The 16,895-nt window shown below is 64.2% G+C and carries 17 protein-coding genes; 10 read left to right on the forward strand and 7 right to left on the reverse strand.

Annotated features, from left to right (window positions below; genetic code table 11):
- Positions 1-196: 196 nt before the first annotated feature.
- From upp to VGN93_RS06410, 6 genes are all read right to left on the reverse strand, one after another.
- On the reverse strand, positions 197-826 hold the full coding sequence (gene upp / locus VGN93_RS06385) for a uracil phosphoribosyltransferase (RefSeq protein ID WP_319322850.1): 630 nt from the start codon (positions 824-826) through the stop codon (positions 197-199).
- A 75-nt stretch (positions 827-901) separates the two neighbouring features.
- Positions 902-1,858, reverse strand: a complete 957-nt coding sequence (locus tag VGN93_RS06390; RefSeq protein WP_414714051.1) for an adenosine deaminase — start codon at positions 1,856-1,858, stop codon at positions 902-904.
- Positions 1,859-1,866: 8 nt separating this feature from the next.
- Entirely contained in the window at positions 1,867-3,096 is a 1,230-nt protein-coding gene (locus VGN93_RS06395) for a phosphopentomutase (protein ID WP_327506796.1), read from the reverse strand.
- A gap of 135 nt (positions 3,097-3,231) precedes the next feature.
- The gene (locus VGN93_RS06400; RefSeq protein ID WP_327506797.1) at positions 3,232-3,849 is read right to left on the reverse strand and encodes a TadE/TadG family type IV pilus assembly protein; all 618 of its coding nucleotides are present in this window, start codon (positions 3,847-3,849) and stop codon (positions 3,232-3,234) included.
- Positions 3,846-4,454: a TadE/TadG family type IV pilus assembly protein gene (locus VGN93_RS06405; RefSeq protein ID WP_327506798.1), complete on the reverse strand. Its 609-nt coding sequence runs from the start codon at positions 4,452-4,454 to the stop codon at positions 3,846-3,848. The genes VGN93_RS06400 and VGN93_RS06405 overlap by 4 nt, the downstream gene beginning before the upstream one ends.
- Positions 4,455-4,577: 123 nt before the next feature.
- Positions 4,578-4,991: a pilus assembly protein N-terminal domain-containing protein gene (locus VGN93_RS06410; RefSeq protein ID WP_327506799.1), complete on the reverse strand. Its 414-nt coding sequence runs from the start codon at positions 4,989-4,991 to the stop codon at positions 4,578-4,580.
- Between the two features lie 322 nt (positions 4,992-5,313).
- Between VGN93_RS06410 and VGN93_RS06415 the strand changes: the two genes are divergently transcribed.
- The 9 genes from VGN93_RS06415 (at position 5,314) to VGN93_RS06455 (ending at position 14,374) form a co-directional block, all read left to right on the forward strand.
- Entirely contained in the window at positions 5,314-5,502 is a 189-nt protein-coding gene (locus VGN93_RS06415) for a Flp family type IVb pilin (protein ID WP_319322862.1), read from the forward strand.
- 188 nt (positions 5,503-5,690) lie between these two features.
- Positions 5,691-6,203, forward strand: coding sequence for a prepilin peptidase (locus VGN93_RS06420; RefSeq protein WP_319322864.1), 513 nt, complete (start codon positions 5,691-5,693; stop codon positions 6,201-6,203).
- Positions 6,204-6,384: 181 nt separating this feature from the next.
- On the forward strand, positions 6,385-7,191 hold the full coding sequence (gene cpaB, locus VGN93_RS06425; RefSeq protein ID WP_319322866.1) for a Flp pilus assembly protein CpaB: 807 nt from the start codon (positions 6,385-6,387) through the stop codon (positions 7,189-7,191).
- A complete protein-coding gene (locus VGN93_RS06430) occupies positions 7,163-8,752 on the forward strand; it encodes a type II and III secretion system protein family protein (protein WP_414714036.1) in 1,590 nt (529 codons plus the stop codon). The genes cpaB and VGN93_RS06430 overlap by 29 nt, the downstream gene beginning before the upstream one ends.
- A 59-nt stretch (positions 8,753-8,811) precedes the next feature.
- The gene (locus VGN93_RS06435; protein ID WP_327506801.1) at positions 8,812-9,480 is read left to right on the forward strand and encodes a CpaD family pilus assembly protein; all 669 of its coding nucleotides are present in this window, start codon (positions 8,812-8,814) and stop codon (positions 9,478-9,480) included.
- Between the two features lie 72 nt (positions 9,481-9,552).
- Positions 9,553-10,836, forward strand: coding sequence for a CpaE family protein (locus VGN93_RS06440; RefSeq protein WP_319323128.1), 1,284 nt, complete (start codon positions 9,553-9,555; stop codon positions 10,834-10,836).
- Between the two features lie 47 nt (positions 10,837-10,883).
- Positions 10,884-12,359 carry a CpaF family protein gene (locus VGN93_RS06445; RefSeq protein ID WP_319322872.1) on the forward strand — a complete coding sequence of 492 codons (1,476 nt, stop codon included), beginning with the start codon at positions 10,884-10,886 and terminating at the stop codon, positions 12,357-12,359.
- A 9-nt stretch (positions 12,360-12,368) separates the two neighbouring features.
- Positions 12,369-13,379, forward strand: coding sequence for a type II secretion system F family protein (locus VGN93_RS06450; protein WP_327506802.1), 1,011 nt, complete (start codon positions 12,369-12,371; stop codon positions 13,377-13,379).
- Between the two features lie 11 nt (positions 13,380-13,390).
- Complete coding sequence (locus tag VGN93_RS06455; RefSeq protein WP_327506803.1) at positions 13,391-14,374, forward strand: type II secretion system F family protein; 984 nt, start codon at positions 13,391-13,393, stop codon at positions 14,372-14,374.
- Positions 14,375-14,454: 80 nt separating this feature from the next.
- Here VGN93_RS06455 and VGN93_RS06460 read toward each other — a convergent pair whose 3' ends face one another.
- Positions 14,455-15,270, reverse strand: a complete 816-nt coding sequence (locus VGN93_RS06460) for a tetratricopeptide repeat protein (RefSeq protein ID WP_327506804.1) — start codon at positions 15,268-15,270, stop codon at positions 14,455-14,457.
- 136 nt (positions 15,271-15,406) lie between these two features.
- Between VGN93_RS06460 and VGN93_RS06465 the strand changes: the two genes are divergently transcribed.
- Positions 15,407-16,798 (forward strand): M17 family metallopeptidase, encoded by a 1,392-nt coding sequence (locus VGN93_RS06465; protein WP_327506805.1) that lies wholly within the window; start codon positions 15,407-15,409, stop codon positions 16,796-16,798.
- Positions 16,799-16,895: the final 97 nt, after the last annotated feature.

Genomic DNA, 16,895 nt, shown 5'->3' on the forward strand with positions numbered 1-16,895 from the left:
TCCCGAAATAACACGCATCCGGCTAACGGACGGCAAAAGGGACGCCCGACGGCGCCCCTCTCCACGATCTTCGTTCGGCTTGGTAAACGGTAGGTTAAATGCTTTTGCACCGCCCTCGCCACACCCGCTGCGTGGATGGTCGGGTCAAGCCCGACCATGACGGAGGAGAGGGTAGAGGCCCTGTTCGGTCAGTCGATCACTTCGTGCCGTACATGCGGTCGCCCGCATCACCGAGGCCCGGCACGATATAGCCCTTCTCATTCAGCTGGCGGTCGATCGAGGCGGTGTAGACCGGCACGTCCGGGTGGTGCGCGCGAAAACTCTTGATCCCTTCGGGGGCCGCCAGCAGGCAGAGGAAGCGGATGTTCGTTGCACCGCGGCTCTTCAGCGTGTCGATGGCGGCGATGGCCGAATTGCCGGTCGCCAGCATGGGATCGACGACGATGACGAGGCGTTCGTCGATGCTGTCCGGCGCCTTGAAGAAATACTCGACCGCTTCCAGCGTCTCATGGTCGCGATAGACGCCGATATGGGAGACGCGGGCGGACGGCACCAGTTCCAGCATGCCTTCCAGGAGGCCGTTGCCGGCGCGCAGGATGGAAGCGAAGACGAGCTTCTTGCCTTCCAGCACCGGCGCGTCGATGATCTCCAGCGGCGTCTCGATGCGCTGGGTGGTGAGTTCCAGGTCGCGCGTGACTTCGTAGCAGAGCAGCGTGGAGATCTCGCGCAGCAGGCGGCGGAAGCTGCCGGTCGAGGTTTCCTTCTTGCGCATGATGGTCAGCTTGTGCTGCACGAGCGGGTGATCGATGACTGTGACGCCGTCCATGGCCAACCTTCCCAAATTGAGTAAACGCCTCTTTTTCCACGGAACGGCGGAGGGCCGCAAGAGCCGGCTTGCGCCTCAAAGCAATGAAAGCAGCCTTTGCCGCGTCGGTTCGTCGACGAATGCGGCCTCGATGGCGGTGCGCGTCATGCCGAGGATTTCCGCGTCGGTGAAGCCCATGATCGTCGCGGCAACCTCGTATTCGCGGGAAAGCGATGTGTGGAAGAAGGGCGGATCGTCGGAATTGAGCGTGACGCGCACGCCGGCCTCATGAAGTGCCCGCAAAGGATGGCTCTCGAAATCGGGAAAAACCTCCAGCGCGACATTCGAGCCCGGGCAAACTTCCAGCACGACCCCCTCATCCGCCAGCCGCCTGACGAGATCCGCATCCTCGATGGCGCGCACGCCGTGGCTGATGCGGGCGGGGCGGACGTGATCGAGCGCATCGCGCACGCTGAAGGCGCCGGAGAGTTCACCGGCATGGATGGTGATGCCGAGACCGGCGTCGCGGGCGATGTCGAAGGCGCGGGTGAAATCGGCAACGCTGTGCATGCGCTCCTCGCCGGCCAGATTGAAGCCCGTGATCAACGGGTGCGGCCGGCGCGCGGCGTATTCGGCCGCCTTCGTCACTCGTTCCGGCCCGAAATGACGGATGCCGACGATGAGGAGGCGCGTCTCGATGCCGGTCTTCGCCTTGGCGCGTTCGGCGCCCTCGGCGAGGCCGCGCACATAGGCATCGGCACCGATGCCGACGGCGTCGCCCTGGTCGGGCGAGACGATCAGTTCGCTGTAGATGGCGCCCGCTTCGGCGATCTCGGTGAGGTAGGTTTCCGCAAGCAGCGCATAATCCTCCTCGTCACGGAACAGGTTGGCGGTCGCGTCATAGCTCTCGACGAAGCTGGTGAAATCCTGCCAGGCGTAGGCGCCGTCGCGGATGAAGGCGGAGGTGTCGATGCCGTAGCGTTCGGCCTGGGCAAGTGCCAGGGCCGGCGGGGTCGCACCTTCGATATGGCAGTGCAGCTCCGCCTTGGGCATGGATTTCGTCACAAAAAGCTCCTTCCGTGCGGACCCGGCGCAATGCCGAGGTGACGGGCAATGCTTTCGCCGATATCGGCGAAGGTCGTGCGGGTTTCAAGCAGGCGCGAGCGGATGCCCGGACCAAAGCTCATGATCGGCACGCGCTCACGCGTGTGATCCGTGCCGCGCCAGGTGGGGTCGCAGCCGTGATCGGCGGTGAGGATGACGATGTCGCCGGGTTTCAGCTTGCGGTCGACTTCCGGCAGGCGCCGATCGAAGGCTTCCAGCGCCGCCGCATAACCGGCGACGTCGCGGCGGTGGCCGTAGAGCATGTCGAAATCGACGAAATTGGTGAAGACGAGGTCGCCGTCCGCCGCCTCGTCCATCACGCCGAGCGTAGCATCGAGCAGCGCCATGTTGCCGTTCGCCTTGGTAAGCTTGCCGATACCCTGGTGGGCAAAGATGTCGCCGATCTTGCCGACGGCGTGCACGGTGCGGCCGGCCTCGCTCAGCCGGTCGAGCAGGGTCGGCTCCGGCGGCAGGACGGAATAGTCGCGGCGGTTGCCGGTGCGCTCGAAGGTCTCCGGCGTCTCGCCGACGAACGGCCGCGCGATGACCCGGCCGATGCGCCCGCCGGGTCGCTCGTCGAGGATTTTCCGCACGGTCTCGCAGAAGGCGAGCAGGCGATCGAGGCCGAAATAGCGCTCGTGGGCCGCGACCTGGAAGACGGAATCGGAGGACGTGTAGCAGATCGGCCGGCCGGTGCTGGCGTGCTCCCAGCCGTGGCGGGCGATGATATCCGTGCCCGAGGCGTGGCAGTTGCCGAGAATGCCCGGCACATCGCCTGCCGCGCAGATCGCTTTCACCAGTTCGGGCTCGAAGGCATCGCCTTCCGTCGGGAAATAAGCCCAGTCGAAGGTCACCGGCGTGCCGGCGATCTCCCAATGGCCCGACGGCGTGTCCTTGCCGTTCGAGACCTCGCTTGCCGCGCCATGGAAGCCGAAGACGCGCGGCGGCACGTCCATGCCCTGCGGAAAACGGCCGGTCGCGGCGCGGGCGGCATGCAGGAGGCCGAGTGCCGACATATTGGGAAGCTTCAGCGGCCCCTGCCGGAGCCCCGGACGGTCGGCGACGCCCGCCGCGCAGAATTCGGCGATATGGCCGAGCGTATCGGCGCCGAGATCGCCGAAGGCCGCCGCATCCGGGCCACCGCCGATGCCGAAGGAATCGAGAACGAAGAGGAAGGCTCGCGCCATGGGTTCACCTGTCGTCTGTCCGTGTCCGCCTTCTGAAGAGCGGATGAACCGCCTTCTAAAGAGCGGATGAACTGACTGACATGACACGGGCGTCATGGGGGGTTCAAGCGAAATCGGCAGGGCGGGCGGCCGCGCTCAGCAGTCGGGGCAGGCGATCGCGGAGCCCTGGCGCAGGCCGAAATAACTCGTCTTTGCGAGCGTGATATCGTTGAGCTTCGATGAGAGGTTCGGCGCCACGAGGAGGATCTTGTGCGGCACGGCCAGTTCGGTGCGCACGAAGAACAGGTTCTTGGCGCCTTCGATGCTGCTTGGCAACGCGACGGCGGTTCCCTTGGTATAGGGCTGCCCCTTGTCCTGGTCCCGCGACCAGGCAACCGTCGCCTTGCCATCCGCATCGATGGCGACGCCGGTGATCTTCAGCGTGAACCCTACGGGCTGCGGGAAAGGAGCGATGACGCTTTTCGTGACGTCCTTCATCGTGTCCAACACTGCGGCGTTGGTCGAGGCGTTCTGCGTCAACAGGTCGGAAACCGTGCTGGCCGCACGGCTGACCTTGCGTGACAAGGTGTAGCCGATGGTGAGCTCGAAGGCGCTGATATAGGCCATCATCAGCAAAGGGGCGACGATCGCGAATTCGATGGCACCGACGCCGCGCCGATCCTCGACGAAGCGACGCAGCCTGAGAAGAACGCCGCTCTTCACGCCCTGCCGGCCTTGCCCGGCATCGCTTGTCCCAGGGACGCCGCGCATCATGGAAAGTCCTCGTTCTGGACAACGGCCGTGGCGACCATCAGGTAGTTCTGGCGGGAGCCATCGGATGCCCGGATGTTGGAAACATAGGGGCGAACGACATCCGTCACGATATCCCAGCGATAATAGGCGCGTATGATATTGATCGACCGCTTGCCGCCGGGTGCGAACTTGAAGGCAGAAGTGTCGAGATCGGTGCCGATCATCGGAACGGCTTTCGGGATGTCCGCGTAGGTCGCGAAACTCCGTACGTCGAGATATAGCTTGTCCGGTTTTGCGAGCTCCGTCGTCGAGCAGGGCATCAGGATGGCGATTTCATCGCAGAAGGCCTTGCGGAACACCGCCTCTGCGTTCTTTTCTCCATCCTTCGTCGTCGAGCGGATATCGCCCATCCGGATCTTGCGGGCCATCGTGTCGGTGGCGTTGGCAAGCATCTGCTCGGCGGAAAAGGCGACGAAGGTCTCGAGCGAGGCGAAGACGATCATGAAAAAGGGCAGGCTGAGAAGGGCGAATTCCATTGCCGTCGCCCCGTCGCGACGGGCGAAGAGGCGGCCGAGCAGGCCCTTCATCGGCCTCCGGCGGGTAGGTGCATCATGATCGAGCGACATCGCGATCCGTTCCCAGAATGTGGACACGGCGAGAGTAGGCGACAGACCGTTTATATTTCGTGTGCGCTGAGCCGAAGAATTGAACGGTTTCCCGCATTCGGACGCCCGAAGCTGGACGCGCCATCAGCCGCCAGAGTTGTTCCTGGCGACATGTTCCTCGCAATTCGGCGTGCAGGAGAGCACGGACCGCTCGGTCTGGCGGAAGACGCGCACGGTATTGCCTTCGTCGATCGAGACGAGGATGCGCTCGTCGACGATGGCATTGCCATCCGCATCGAGCAGGACGAGGTTGGTGGTTCCGAAGTTGCGACCGGTGAGCACGATCGTCTGCGAATCTGCCACGGTCGCGTCGGCGACATCCGCATTGCCGATGATGACCTTGCTGACCGGGCGATCGAGCTTGAGCACGCGGGCATGATCCATGTAGACGCGCATCAGCGGCTCTTCGGCAAACGCGGAAGCGGCCGTCGATACGATGACAAAGGCGGCTGTCGCAAGCTTTGCGGCTGCTACGGCGAAAGTCCGGTCGCGTCCCATAAACAATCATCCCGGTAAGAAGTAAGGGACAGCATCGCCGTGAATGGTGAACGAAGGTTTAAGCCGGTCGCTAGGCTTGTCGATTTATGCGTTCGCCCCCTGCACCGCCTCATGCTTCCAAGCGACGGAACGGAGTAGGGAATCCGCGCGCGTAAGGGGACTAACCGATTTCTAACCCTATATCCTGCAGGCCCACGCTAATCTCCTGTTAACCCATTTCTTTAAGCCGATGGAAATGGCCGGCCTGTAGGTTGCAAGCATCCGAACAACGGAAACAGTTGGCGGACGTGCTGAACCAACATCGTGGAGCTAGGAGAATACCATGACCAAGATTTTCGCTCGCCTTATCAAGGACGAATCGGGCGCTACCGCCATCGAATACGGCCTCATCGCCGCCCTGATTTCCGTTGCACTCATCACGGGTGCCACCGCGCTGGGCAACTCGCTGAACACGACCTTCGCCGGCCTGGGCACCAAGCTGACGACCGCCGTCAACAAGACCGCACCGTAAGCCACACAGGCTGACCGGTACCGCCAGCATCCGGAAAGCCGCCTAGAAGGCGGCTTTTCTTTTTCCACATTAGCCTTTCCTCAACGGATCGTGCGCATCATGCGCCGGCGAGATACCAGCAAAATGCAAAGCGGTTTTGCGTCCGGAATTGCGCAAGCCGGAATTGCGCAAGAAAGAGGTGGAGCATCATGACCCAAGCCATCATCTTCGTGGTATTTCCGCTTTGCCTGGCGGTTGCGGCCTGTTCCGATTTCCTGACGATGCTGATTCCCAACAGGGTTTCAGCGATCCTGCTCGCCTCCTTTGTCATTGTAGCACCTTTGGCAGGCCTTGGCCTGACCGACATTGCGATGCATCTCGCCGCCGGCCTCATCGTCTTCTCCGTCTGCTTCGCGCTCTTCGCCCTCAATGTCATGGGCGGCGGCGATGCGAAGCTTCTGACCGCGAGTGCCGTCTGGTTCGGGCTGAACTTTTCGCTTGTCGAATTCCTGATCTACGTTTCCGTCTTCGGCGGCCTGCTGACCCTCGTAATCCTGTCGCTGCGGTCGAGCACGAACCTGATCCTCGCCACCGGCCTGCCCGTTCCCGACCATCTCCTGAAGGCGAAGAAGGTGCCCTATGGCATCGCGATCGGGATTGGCGCCTTTGCCGCCTACCCGACCTCCCCGCTCATGCTTGCCGCGCTCGGCAGCGCCGGCTGACAACGATCTTCCCACAAGGAACACGCGCCACCCCGGGTTGAAACGTCCGGGGCAAAGCCGTGCCGGCGAAAGGCAGCGTCAACCGCTCGTTAACCATAGCCGTAAGGCGACTATTAACCATAATTACACCATTGCCGGTCAATGTGGCGGATAGAACTGTCCGCAGCCCCAGGGAAACCACATGAGACCGGCGCGAATCATCATTCTGGCAGTGGCCGTCGTTTCGGCGGGCGTCGCAGGCCTTCTGGCCTTGCGGCTCGCCGGCGGCGACACGCCCGCCCTGCCCGAGACCGTCGTCGAGCGTGAGCCGACGATCAATGTGCTTGTGGCCAGGGAAAGCCTGCCGGTCGGCGCGCGCCTCAACCCGGAAACACTTGCCTGGATGGCCTGGCCGGAAGGCTCGGTCGTCGAAGGCTTCATCACCGACCAGAACCGGCCCGACGCGATGGAGACCCTCAACGGCGCGGTCGTACGCATGCCGGTCTTCAATGGCGAGCCGATCCGCCAGGAAAAGATCGCCGATTCGAGCAACCGCATCATGTCGTCGCTGCTGCCCTCCGGCAAACGGGCGGTCGCGACGGAAATCTCGGTGGCGACGGGCGCCGGCGGCTTCATCCTGCCGAACGACCGCGTCGACGTGATCATGGTGCGCAAGAGCCCCGAGGGCTCCTACATTACCGAGACCGTGCTGGCGAATGTGCGCGTGCTCGCCATCGACCAGCAGATCCAGGAAAACGAGGACGGCTCGAAGGCCGCCGTCGGCACCACCGCCACGCTCGAACTCACCCCCGACCAGACCAAGGTGATCGCCGTTGCCCAGCAGATGGCCGAGCGCCTGTCGCTGGCGTTGCGCAGCGTGGCGGATGCCCAGGAGCCCGATACGGGCGCGGCCGACTACCTGCTCAGCGGCGGCGACGGCATGCCGATCATCCAGGTGATCAAGACCGGTGAAATCGTCAATGGCGGCTCACCCGCAACACAGAAGTGACCAGGAGCTGACCGTGTTTGGAATCGCAAGGACTTTACGGGCTTCTGTCGCCGGCGGACTGAGTGTCTGCCTGGCGCTTTCCGGCCTGCCGGGCGTCGTGCTCGAGGGCGCGGCCGTCGCGACCGCGCAAGCGGCAACCGCTTCGGTCATCCGCATCAGCAATGCCGGCCCCGGCGCCCGCAAGGCGGTCAAGCTCGGCCTCAACAAGGCGATCGTCGTCGACCTGCCGACCGACGCGCATGACATCCTCGTCGCCGATCCGGGCAAGGCGGATGCCGTTACGCGCACCTCGCGCCGCATCTATCTCTTCGGCAAGGAAGTCGGCCAGACCAACATCTTCATCTTCGGGCCGGGCGGCGAAGAGATCGTCAGCATCGACCTGACCGTGGAGCGCGACATCGATGGCCTGCAGGCCAACCTGCGCCGCTTCATCCCCGATTCCGAAATCGAAGTCGAAATCATCTCCGACAATATCGTGCTGAACGGCACGGTGCGCACGCCGCAGGACGCCGCGCAGGCGACACGTCTCGCCGAAATCTTCCTGCGAGGCGGCGAGGCCACGACCCGCACGGTCGTCTCCCAGGGCAATAACGGCGATTCCGCCATCTTCGGTGAAACCCGTCAGCGCTCCCAGGTCGTCAACATGCTGAAGATCGATGGCGAGGACCAGGTCACGCTGAAGATCACCGTGGCCGAAGTCAGCCGCCAGGTGCTGAAGCAACTCGGCTTCAACGGGTCCGTCCAGGGATCGAACGGCGGCATCTCGTTCCGCAATCCGACCAATCTCGGCGGCGCGGCGGACTGGGTCTCCAATGGCGTTGCCACCGGCAGCATCGGCGGCCTGTCGCTTGCCAGCAGCATGAGCGCCATGGAACAGGCCGGCGTCATGCGCACGCTCGCCGAACCGAGCCTCACGGCCATTTCGGGCGAAGAAGCACGGTTCTATGTCGGCGGCGAATTCCGCCTGCCGACCGAACAATCGATTTCAGAAGGCGAAGAGGGGAGGCCCCCGACGATCGGTCGCACGATCAGCGCGGTCGAATACGGCATCCGCCTGAATTTCCGCCCGGTCGTTCTGTCCCCCGGCCGCATCAGCCTCAGGATCGAGACCGAAGTGTCGGAACCGACCTTCGAAGGGTCGGCGACGTCCATCGCCAACTCCAACATTCCCGGCCTGACCGTGCTCGGCATCCGCCGCCGCGAGGCCACAACCAGCGTCGAACTGCCGTCGGGCGGCTCCATCGTGATCGCCGGCCTCGTCAAGGACGATATCCGCCAGGCGGTGTCGGGCCTGCCGGGCCTCTCGAAGATCCCGATCTTCGGCACGCTGTTCCGCTCCAAGGATTTCGTGCGCAACGAGACGGAAATGGTCATCATCGCGACGCCCTATCTCGTGCGACCCGTCGCGCGCACCGCGCTCCAGCGTCCGGATGACAATTTCAACGCGACCAACGACGCCGCGAGCTTCTTCCTCGGCAAGGTGAACAAGATCTACGGCCGCAAGGAGGACGCGATGCCCTCGGGCAGTTACCACGGCTCCATCGGCTTCATCTACAAGTGACGGGACGGGACATGCGCGACACGAACACTCAGCCCCGCTTCCCTGCAAGGAACCGCACCATGCACACGCCCCTGCCGATGCGCGCTGCGCTAGCAGTGACCCTTATTCTCTCCGCAGCCGCACTTTCCAGCTGCGGCGCGCGGCCGGACCGGTCCACGACGGGGGCGGTCCCGGACGATTACCGCACGCGCCATCCGATCGTGCTCTCCGAGAGCGCGCAGACCATGGACATTCCGATCGCCACCGGCGACCGGGCGCTGACCGTTGCCATGCGTGACAATATCCGCGGTTTTGCCGCCGACCATGCCGCCAAGTCGCGCAGCGCCATCCAGATCATGCTGCCGGCCGGATCGGCCAATGCCGCAACGGCCGACCACATGCGCAAGGACATCCGCGCGACCCTGGTGGGCGCGGGGCTGAAACGCGACCAGCTGATCGAGACGCGCTACGATGCAAGCGGCTACGGCTCGTCCGCACCGATCCGCCTCGCCTTCTTCGCCATCACGGCCAAGGCGGGCCCCTGCGGTGAGTGGCCGGAAGACCTTGTCGTCAACACGATGGAAAACCGCAACTACCAGAATTTCGGCTGTGCCTCGCAAGCCAACCTTGCTGCCCAGATCGCGAACCCGATGGATCTTCTCCAGCCGCGCGGCATGACCCCGATCGACGCCGAGCAGCGCTACGTCGTCATCCAGGACTATCGCACCGGAGAAAGCAGCGCGGACTAACGACGGCGGAACGGCCGCCGACGAGAACCAATCATTCATCCGGTCAACCGGACACCAGGAACGGGCATGACGATGAACCCAGTCGATTACACCATTGAGCACGGCGCAGGCGCCGAGGCGGAAGAAACGGTCCGGCCCGCCGAACTCGAGGCCGTGCGGTCGCTGCCGCGCATCTCGGTGCACGCCTTCTGCGAAAGCGAGGCGATGCTGCGCACCATGGAGCGCTGCGCCCAGGACCGGCGCCTCTCCAAGGTGAGCCTCAGGATCTCCAGCGCCAGCATCGCGGCCGCCGCCAACATGTTCGGCTCCGCGCCGACGCCGAACCTGCTGATCCTCGAGACCTCGACCGAACCGCGCGGCATCATGGAAGAGCTCGCGCCGCTCGCCGAGGTCTGCGACCCGAGCACCAAGGTCATCATCGTCGGCAACTACAACGACATCCCGCTCTATCGCGACCTCATCCGCAACGGCATTTCCGAATATATGGTCGGCCCCGTCGGCATGGCCGATATCCTCAATGCCATGTCGGCGATCTTCGTCGATCCCGATTCCGAGCCGCTCGGCCGCACGATCGCCTTCATCGGCGCCAAGGGCGGCTCCGGCTCGTCGACGATCGCCCACAATTGCGCCTTCGACATTTCCAGCCTGTTCCAGACGGAAGTCATCCTCGCGGATCTCGATTTGCCCTATGGCACCGCCAATATCGACTTCGACCAGGATCCGCCGCAGGGCATTTCCGAGGCGATCTACGCGCCGGACCGGCTCGACGAGGTGTTCCTCGACCGCCTGCTGACGAAATGCTCCGAACGCCTGTCGCTGCTCGCGGCCCCCTCCATGCTCGACCGTGCCTACGATCTCGAGCGCACCTCCTTCCAGCCGATCGTCGAAGTGTTGCAGCGCAGCGCCCCGGTAACCGTTCTCGACGTGCCGCACGCCTGGTCGGAATGGACCCGCGCACTGCTGTCGGAGGTCGACGAGCTGGTCATCACCGCCGTTCCGGACCTTGCGAACCTGCGCAACGCGAAGAACATGCTCGACGCCCTGAAGAAGCTCCGGCCGAACGACAAGCCGCCCCACCTGATCCTCAACCAGGTCGGCCTGCCGAAACGTCCGGAAATCGCGCCAAGTGATTTTTGCGAGCCGCTCGACATGCAGCCGATCGCGATCATCCCCTTCGATGCGCAGCTCTTCGGCACGGCCTCCAACAGCGGCCGCATGATCGCCGAGATGGATCGCAAGTCGCCGACGGCGGAAACCTTCTCGCAGATCGCCCATATCGTGACGGGCCGCGCGACGGTCAAGAAACCCAAGAAGGCCGGCCTCGGCAAGATGCTGGGCCTGCTCGGCCGCAAGTGAGCCAAGGTCGGCCCCGAGGGGCGGCGCAACAGACTGGATGAAGTGGCATGTTCGGCAGACGCGGCAATGAAGGTACAGGCAAGAGCGGCACGGCGGGCCAGGCGACCCATGCCGTCCCGGCTTCCGCCACGACCATGACGGCGGAGCGTCCGGTCACGGCGGCAACCCAGCCCGTCTTCGAACCGGCCCCGCCGCCGGTCATGGCACCCGCGCAGGCCGCGGCGGGCCGCCGCCGCACGCCGCGCACGGAAGATTATTACGACACGAAAAGCCAGGTCTTCTCCGCGCTCATCGATACGATCGACCTGTCGCAGCTCGCCAAGCTCGATACCGAGAGCGCGCGCGAGGAAATCCGCGACATCGTCAACGACATCATCACGATCAAGAACTTCGCGATGTCGATCTCCGAGCAGGAGGAACTGCTCGACGACATCTGCAACGACGTTCTCGGCTACGGCCCGCTGGAACCGCTGCTGGCACGCGACGACATCGCCGACATCATGGTCAACGGCGCGGGCAAGACCTATATCGAAGTCGCCGGCAAGGTGCAGGAATCGGAAATCCGTTTCCGCGACAATGCCCAGCTTCTGTCGATCTGCCAGCGCATCGTCAGCCAGGTCGGCCGCCGCGTCGACGAATCGAGCCCGATCTGCGACGCGCGCCTGCCCGACGGCTCGCGCGTCAACGTCATCGCCCCGCCGCTCGCCATCGACGGCACCGCGCTCACCATCCGTAAGTTCAAGAAGGACAAGCTGACGCTCGACCAGCTGGTCAAGTTCGGCTCGATCACGCCCGAAGGCGCGGCCCTGCTCCAGATCATCGGCCGCGTGCGCTGCAACATCGTCATTTCCGGCGGCACCGGCTCGGGCAAGACGACGCTGCTCAACTGCCTGACGAACTATATCGACCGGGACGAGCGCGTCATCACCTGCGAGGATTCGGCCGAACTCCAGCTGCAGCAGCCGCATGTCGTGCGTCTCGAAACCCGCCCGCCGAACATCGAGGGCGAAGGCGAGATCACCATGCGCGATCTCATCAAGAACTGCCTGCGCATGCGTCCCGAACGCATCATCGTCGGCGAAGTGCGCGGACCTGAAGTCTTCGACCTGCTTCAGGCGATGAACACCGGTCACGACGGCTCGATGGGCACGATCCACGCCAACACGCCGCGCGAATGCCTGAGCCGCATGGAATCGATGATCGCCATGGGCGGCTTTACGCTGCCCGCCAAAACCGTGCGCGAAATCATCTCCGGCTCGATCGACGTCGTCATCCAGGCCTCGCGCCTGCGCGACGGTTCGCGCCGCATTACCCACATCACCGAAGTGGTCGGCATGGAAGGCGACGTCATCGTCACGCAGGACCTGATGCGCTTCGAGATGCAGGGTGAGGACGCCAACGGCCGCATCATCGGCAAACATACGGGCACCGGCATCGGCAAGCCGCATTTCTGGGACCGCGCCCGCTATTTCAACGAAGACAAGCGCCTTGCGGCAACGCTCGACGCGATGGAAAAGCCGTAAGGGGCGCCGATGTTCGGACTGGATATCACCATCGTGGCGATCTTCGCGCTGGCGGCGCTCTCCACCGCCGGCCTCGCCTATGGCCTGCTCTTCTCGCGCATCGAAACCGCGAAGAAGACGGAAAGCCGCGTGCGCCGGGTGCAGGCCGCCGAGACCGACCAGTCCCGCGCCAAGGCCTCGCGCGACCGCTTGCAGGAATTGTCCAAGCGCCGCAAATCGGTGCAGGATTCGTTGAAGGACCTGGAAAAGAAGCAGCAGGAACAGACCAAGCGCGTCGCGACCACGCTGAAGGCGAAGCTGGTCCAGGCCGGGCTTTCGATCACCATTTCGCAATTCTACATGATGAGCGCCGCCTTCGGCCTGTTCGTCTTCGTGCTGGTGCTGCTCGCCGGTTCCGGCCTCCTCGTCAGCTTCGGCGCCGCCTTCATCGCCGCAGCCGGCCTGCCGCGCTGGATCGTCGGTTTCCTCGTCAAGCGGCGCCTCAACAAGTTCCTCGAGGAGTTTCCGAACTCGCTCGACGTGATGACGCGCTCGATCAAATCCGGCCTGCCGCTGACGGATGCGCTACGCCTGATCGCCTCCGAGGGCCAGGAGCCGGTGCGCACCGAGTTCCGCCGCCTCGTCGAGGCCCAGCAGGTCGGCCTCAGCATTCCGGAAGCCTGCGCGCGCATGTTCACCAACATCCCGCTGCAGGAAGTCAACTTCTTCGCCATCGTCATCGCGATCCAGAGCCAGGCCGGCGGCAACCTCTCCGAAGCGCTCGGCAACCTGTCGCGCGTGCTGCGCGAGCGGCGCAAGATGAAGGCCAAGGTCAATGCCCTTTCGATGGAAGCGAAGGCGTCGGCAGCCATCATCGGCGCCCTGCCGTTCATCGTCGCCTTCCTCGTCTACCTGACCTCGCCCGACTACATCATGATCCTGTTCCAGGATTCGCGCGGCCACCTCATTCTCGGCATCTCCGGAGTGTGGATGTCGATCGGCATCCTCGTCATGCGCAACATGATCAACTTCGACATCTAGGAGCAGAGGTCATGTCCGGGCTCGTTTCCACTCTTACCGATCCTGCCATCCTGCTGCCGGCCTTCGTGATGATCGCGGTGCTTGCGACCTTCTACACGCTGGCTGCGCCCTATCTCGACCGCGGCGACCTCAACAAGCGCATGAAATCGGTGGCGGTGGAGCGCGAGCAGATGCGCGCACGCGAACGCGCCCGCATGAACGCGGACTCCACGCAGAACAAGGCATCGCTGCGCGCGCAGCACAATACCTCCGTGCGCAACGTCGTCGACCGGCTGAACCTTCGCGAGGCGCTGGTCGACGCCAACACGATGAACCGCCTGCGCCAGGCCGGCTATCGTTCGCAGAATGCGCTCAACATCTTCCTCTTCGCCCGCTTCGTGCTGCCGTTCGTCTTCGGCGCGCTCGGCATCTTCTACATTTTCTACCTCGGCTATCTCGGCGAGAAGCCGCTGCCGATGCGCATCCTGGCGACGATCGTCATTGCCTATATCGGCTTCTACATGCCGAACATCGTCATTTCCAACAAGGTGACGAAGCGGCAGAAATCGATCCGGCGCGCCTGGCCGGACGCGCTGGATCTCATGCTGATCTGCGTTGAATCCGGTATTTCCATCGAGGTCGCCTTCAAGCGCGTGGCCGACGAAATCGCCATGGCCTCGCCGGAACTCGCGGAAGAGCTGGTGCTGACCACGGCGGAACTCTCCTTCCTCCAGGAGCGCCGCGCGGCCTACGAAAACCTGGGCATGCGCACGGGCCTCGACACGGTGAAAGCCGTGACGCAGGCACTCATCCAGGCCGAGCGCTACGGCACGCCGCTTGCCCAGGCGCTGCGCGTGCTCGCCCAGGAATGCCGCGACCAGCGCATGAACGAGGCGGAGAAGAAGGCGGCCGCCCTTCCGCCGAAACTGACCGTGCCGATGATCCTGTTCTTCCTGCCGGTGCTGATCGCCGTCATCCTCGGCCCCGCCGGCATCCAGGTCGCCGACCGCTTCTAAGCACAAACCCGGACACGACAAAAAACGCCCCGGTCGAAAATTCGGCCGGGGCGGAGTCGTCCTTGGGAGGGAATTTTTATTTAATTCGTATTGCCGCTGTCGTCGGAGGCAAGCTTCTTCCAGGCATTCTGCTGGGTCAGCATCGAGCGCAGATAGGCGACGTTCGCCTCGGCCTGCTCGGAGGTCAGCTCGCGCCGCGCGATGTTTTCCGCCTCCTGGAAGCGGCCCTGGAGGCCGACGGCGAGCGCCAGATTCTGGCGCACGCTGCTGTCGGCGCCGGGCTGTGCGGCGGCGGAATGCAGATAGGTCTCGGCGGTCTTCAGGTCCTTTGCCAAGAGGTAGGACATGCCGAGATTGGACAGCACCGACGGCTCGTTCGGATTGAGATCGAGCGCCTCGCGGTAACGCTGGCGGGCATCGCCGGCGCGGCCGAGCTGATCGAGGATCGCGCCCTCCGCCGATTTCAGCTTCCAGTCCGGCCGGTCCGGTGTCTGGGCGCGCATGATGGTGTTCAGCGCCTGTTCGAGCTGGCCGGCCGCGGCCTGCGCCTTGCCGTAGGCAGCGAGCACTTCGCGATCGTTCGGATTGCTGATGGCGACCTGCTGCATGACGGCGAGCGCCTGGTCGTTGCGCCCGTTCATGCGCAGCACGTTGGCATAGTTCATGCCGACGGTGCGGTCCTTCGGGTTCTTCTCGTAGGCCCGGCCGTAGCTGTCGGCGGCGCCGCGCAGTTCCGACGTGTTCATCTCGGAAACCGGCTTCGACATTTTCGGAATGGAGCCGGTGGTGAGGTTGCTCTTGCCCGCGCAGCCGGCCACCGCGATGGCGATCGTCAGAAGTGCTGCACCCTTGAGAAGCCCCGAATGGAATGAAGAGCGCGTGAGGCAGGCGGCCATGATTAAGTCCCCGAAGCGATTTCCGCATGTCGCGGCGGTTAGGAATCACGCCGCAATCTTCGCTCCAGCAATAATCTGTTAACCCTAACAGAGTGTTAATTGCCCGATTCTCCCGGCTCTCTTCAAAGGTTCCGCCATGGCCCCCTTCCAGTTCATCGATCGGCCCTCTCCCTTCAACACGAAGAACGGAAAGACCCTGCCGATCTTTGCGATCACCCCGGCCCATATCGAGACCGGAACGATCGACCCGATCGCGCTCGACTGGGCGAAGAAGGCCGGTTTCAAGGCGGAAGCGGGCGCGCTGCTGATGGTGCCGACCGCCGACGGGCATCTGGGCGGCGCCCTGTTCGGCCTCGGCCGCAACCCTTCCGACGCGCCGTTCCTGACGGGCAAGCTCGCCCGCGCGCTGCCCGCCGGCGACTGGCATATCGAGACCGCGCCGCTGACGGCCAATCGCCTGGCGCTCGGCTACGGCCTCGGCAGCTACCGCTTCGAGCGCTACAAGGCCTCCGCCTCAGAGGCACCGACCCTGCTCATCCCCAGCGACGCCGACGCCACCGACATCAAGCGCCAACTCGCCGGCGTCTTCCTTGCCCGCGACCTCATCAACACCCCCACCAACGACATGGGGCCGGACGCGATGGAAGACGTCTTCCGGGCGCTCAGCGCGCATTACAAGGCGAAGGTCTCGGTCATCACGGGCGAGGACCTGCTGAAGGAAAACTTCCCGCTCATCCACACCGTCGGCCGCGCCTCCGCGCAGGCGCCGCGGCTCCTCGAACTGCGCTGGGGCAAGAAGGGCCACAAGCGCGTGACGCTCGTCGGCAAGGGCGTGTGCTTCGATACCGGCGGCCTCGACATCAAACCGGCCTCCTCGATGCTCCTGATGAAGAAGGACATGGGCGGTGCGGCCAATGTCATGGGCCTCGCGCTCATGATCATGGACGCCAAGCTGAAGGTGGATCTGCGCGTGCTGCTGCCGGTCGTGGAGAATTCGATCTCGGCCAATGCCTTCCGCCCCGGCGACATCTACAGGAGCCGCAAGGGCCTGACGGTGCAGATCGACAATACCGACGCCGAGGGCCGCCTCATCCTCGCCGACGCGCTTGCCTATGCGGACGAGGAGGAGGCCGACCTCGTCATCGACATGGCGACGCTGACGGGGGCCGCCCGCGTGGCGCTCGGACCGGACCTGCCGCCCTTCTTCACCGACGACGACGACCTCGCCGACGATCTCACGGAGGCGAGCCTGACGGTCGACGACCCGATGTGGCGCATGCCGCTCTACATGGGCTACGACAAGGACGTTTCCGCCCGCATCGCCGACCTCACCAATGCCCCTTCGGGCGGCATGGCGGGCGCGATCACCGCGGCGCTCTTCCTGAAGCGCTTCGTCACCCGCAACAAGTGCTGGGCGCATTTCGACATCTACGGCTGGGCGCAGGCCGAGCGGCCGCATTCGCCCATCGGCGGCGAGGCGCAGGCGATCCGCGCGCTCTACCACCACCTGCGCAAGGCGACCGCCTGACGCTAGATCATTTCCGCATTATCCGACGCCGAAGCGATGCCGCTTCGGCTGGAAATGCTCTAGGCTTTCCTTCGGGGGAACGATACGGTAGCGTAAC

The sequence above is a fragment of the Shinella sp. genome, from assembly GCF_035998705.1.
In the GTDB taxonomy this organism is placed as follows: domain Bacteria; phylum Pseudomonadota; class Alphaproteobacteria; order Rhizobiales; family Rhizobiaceae; genus Shinella.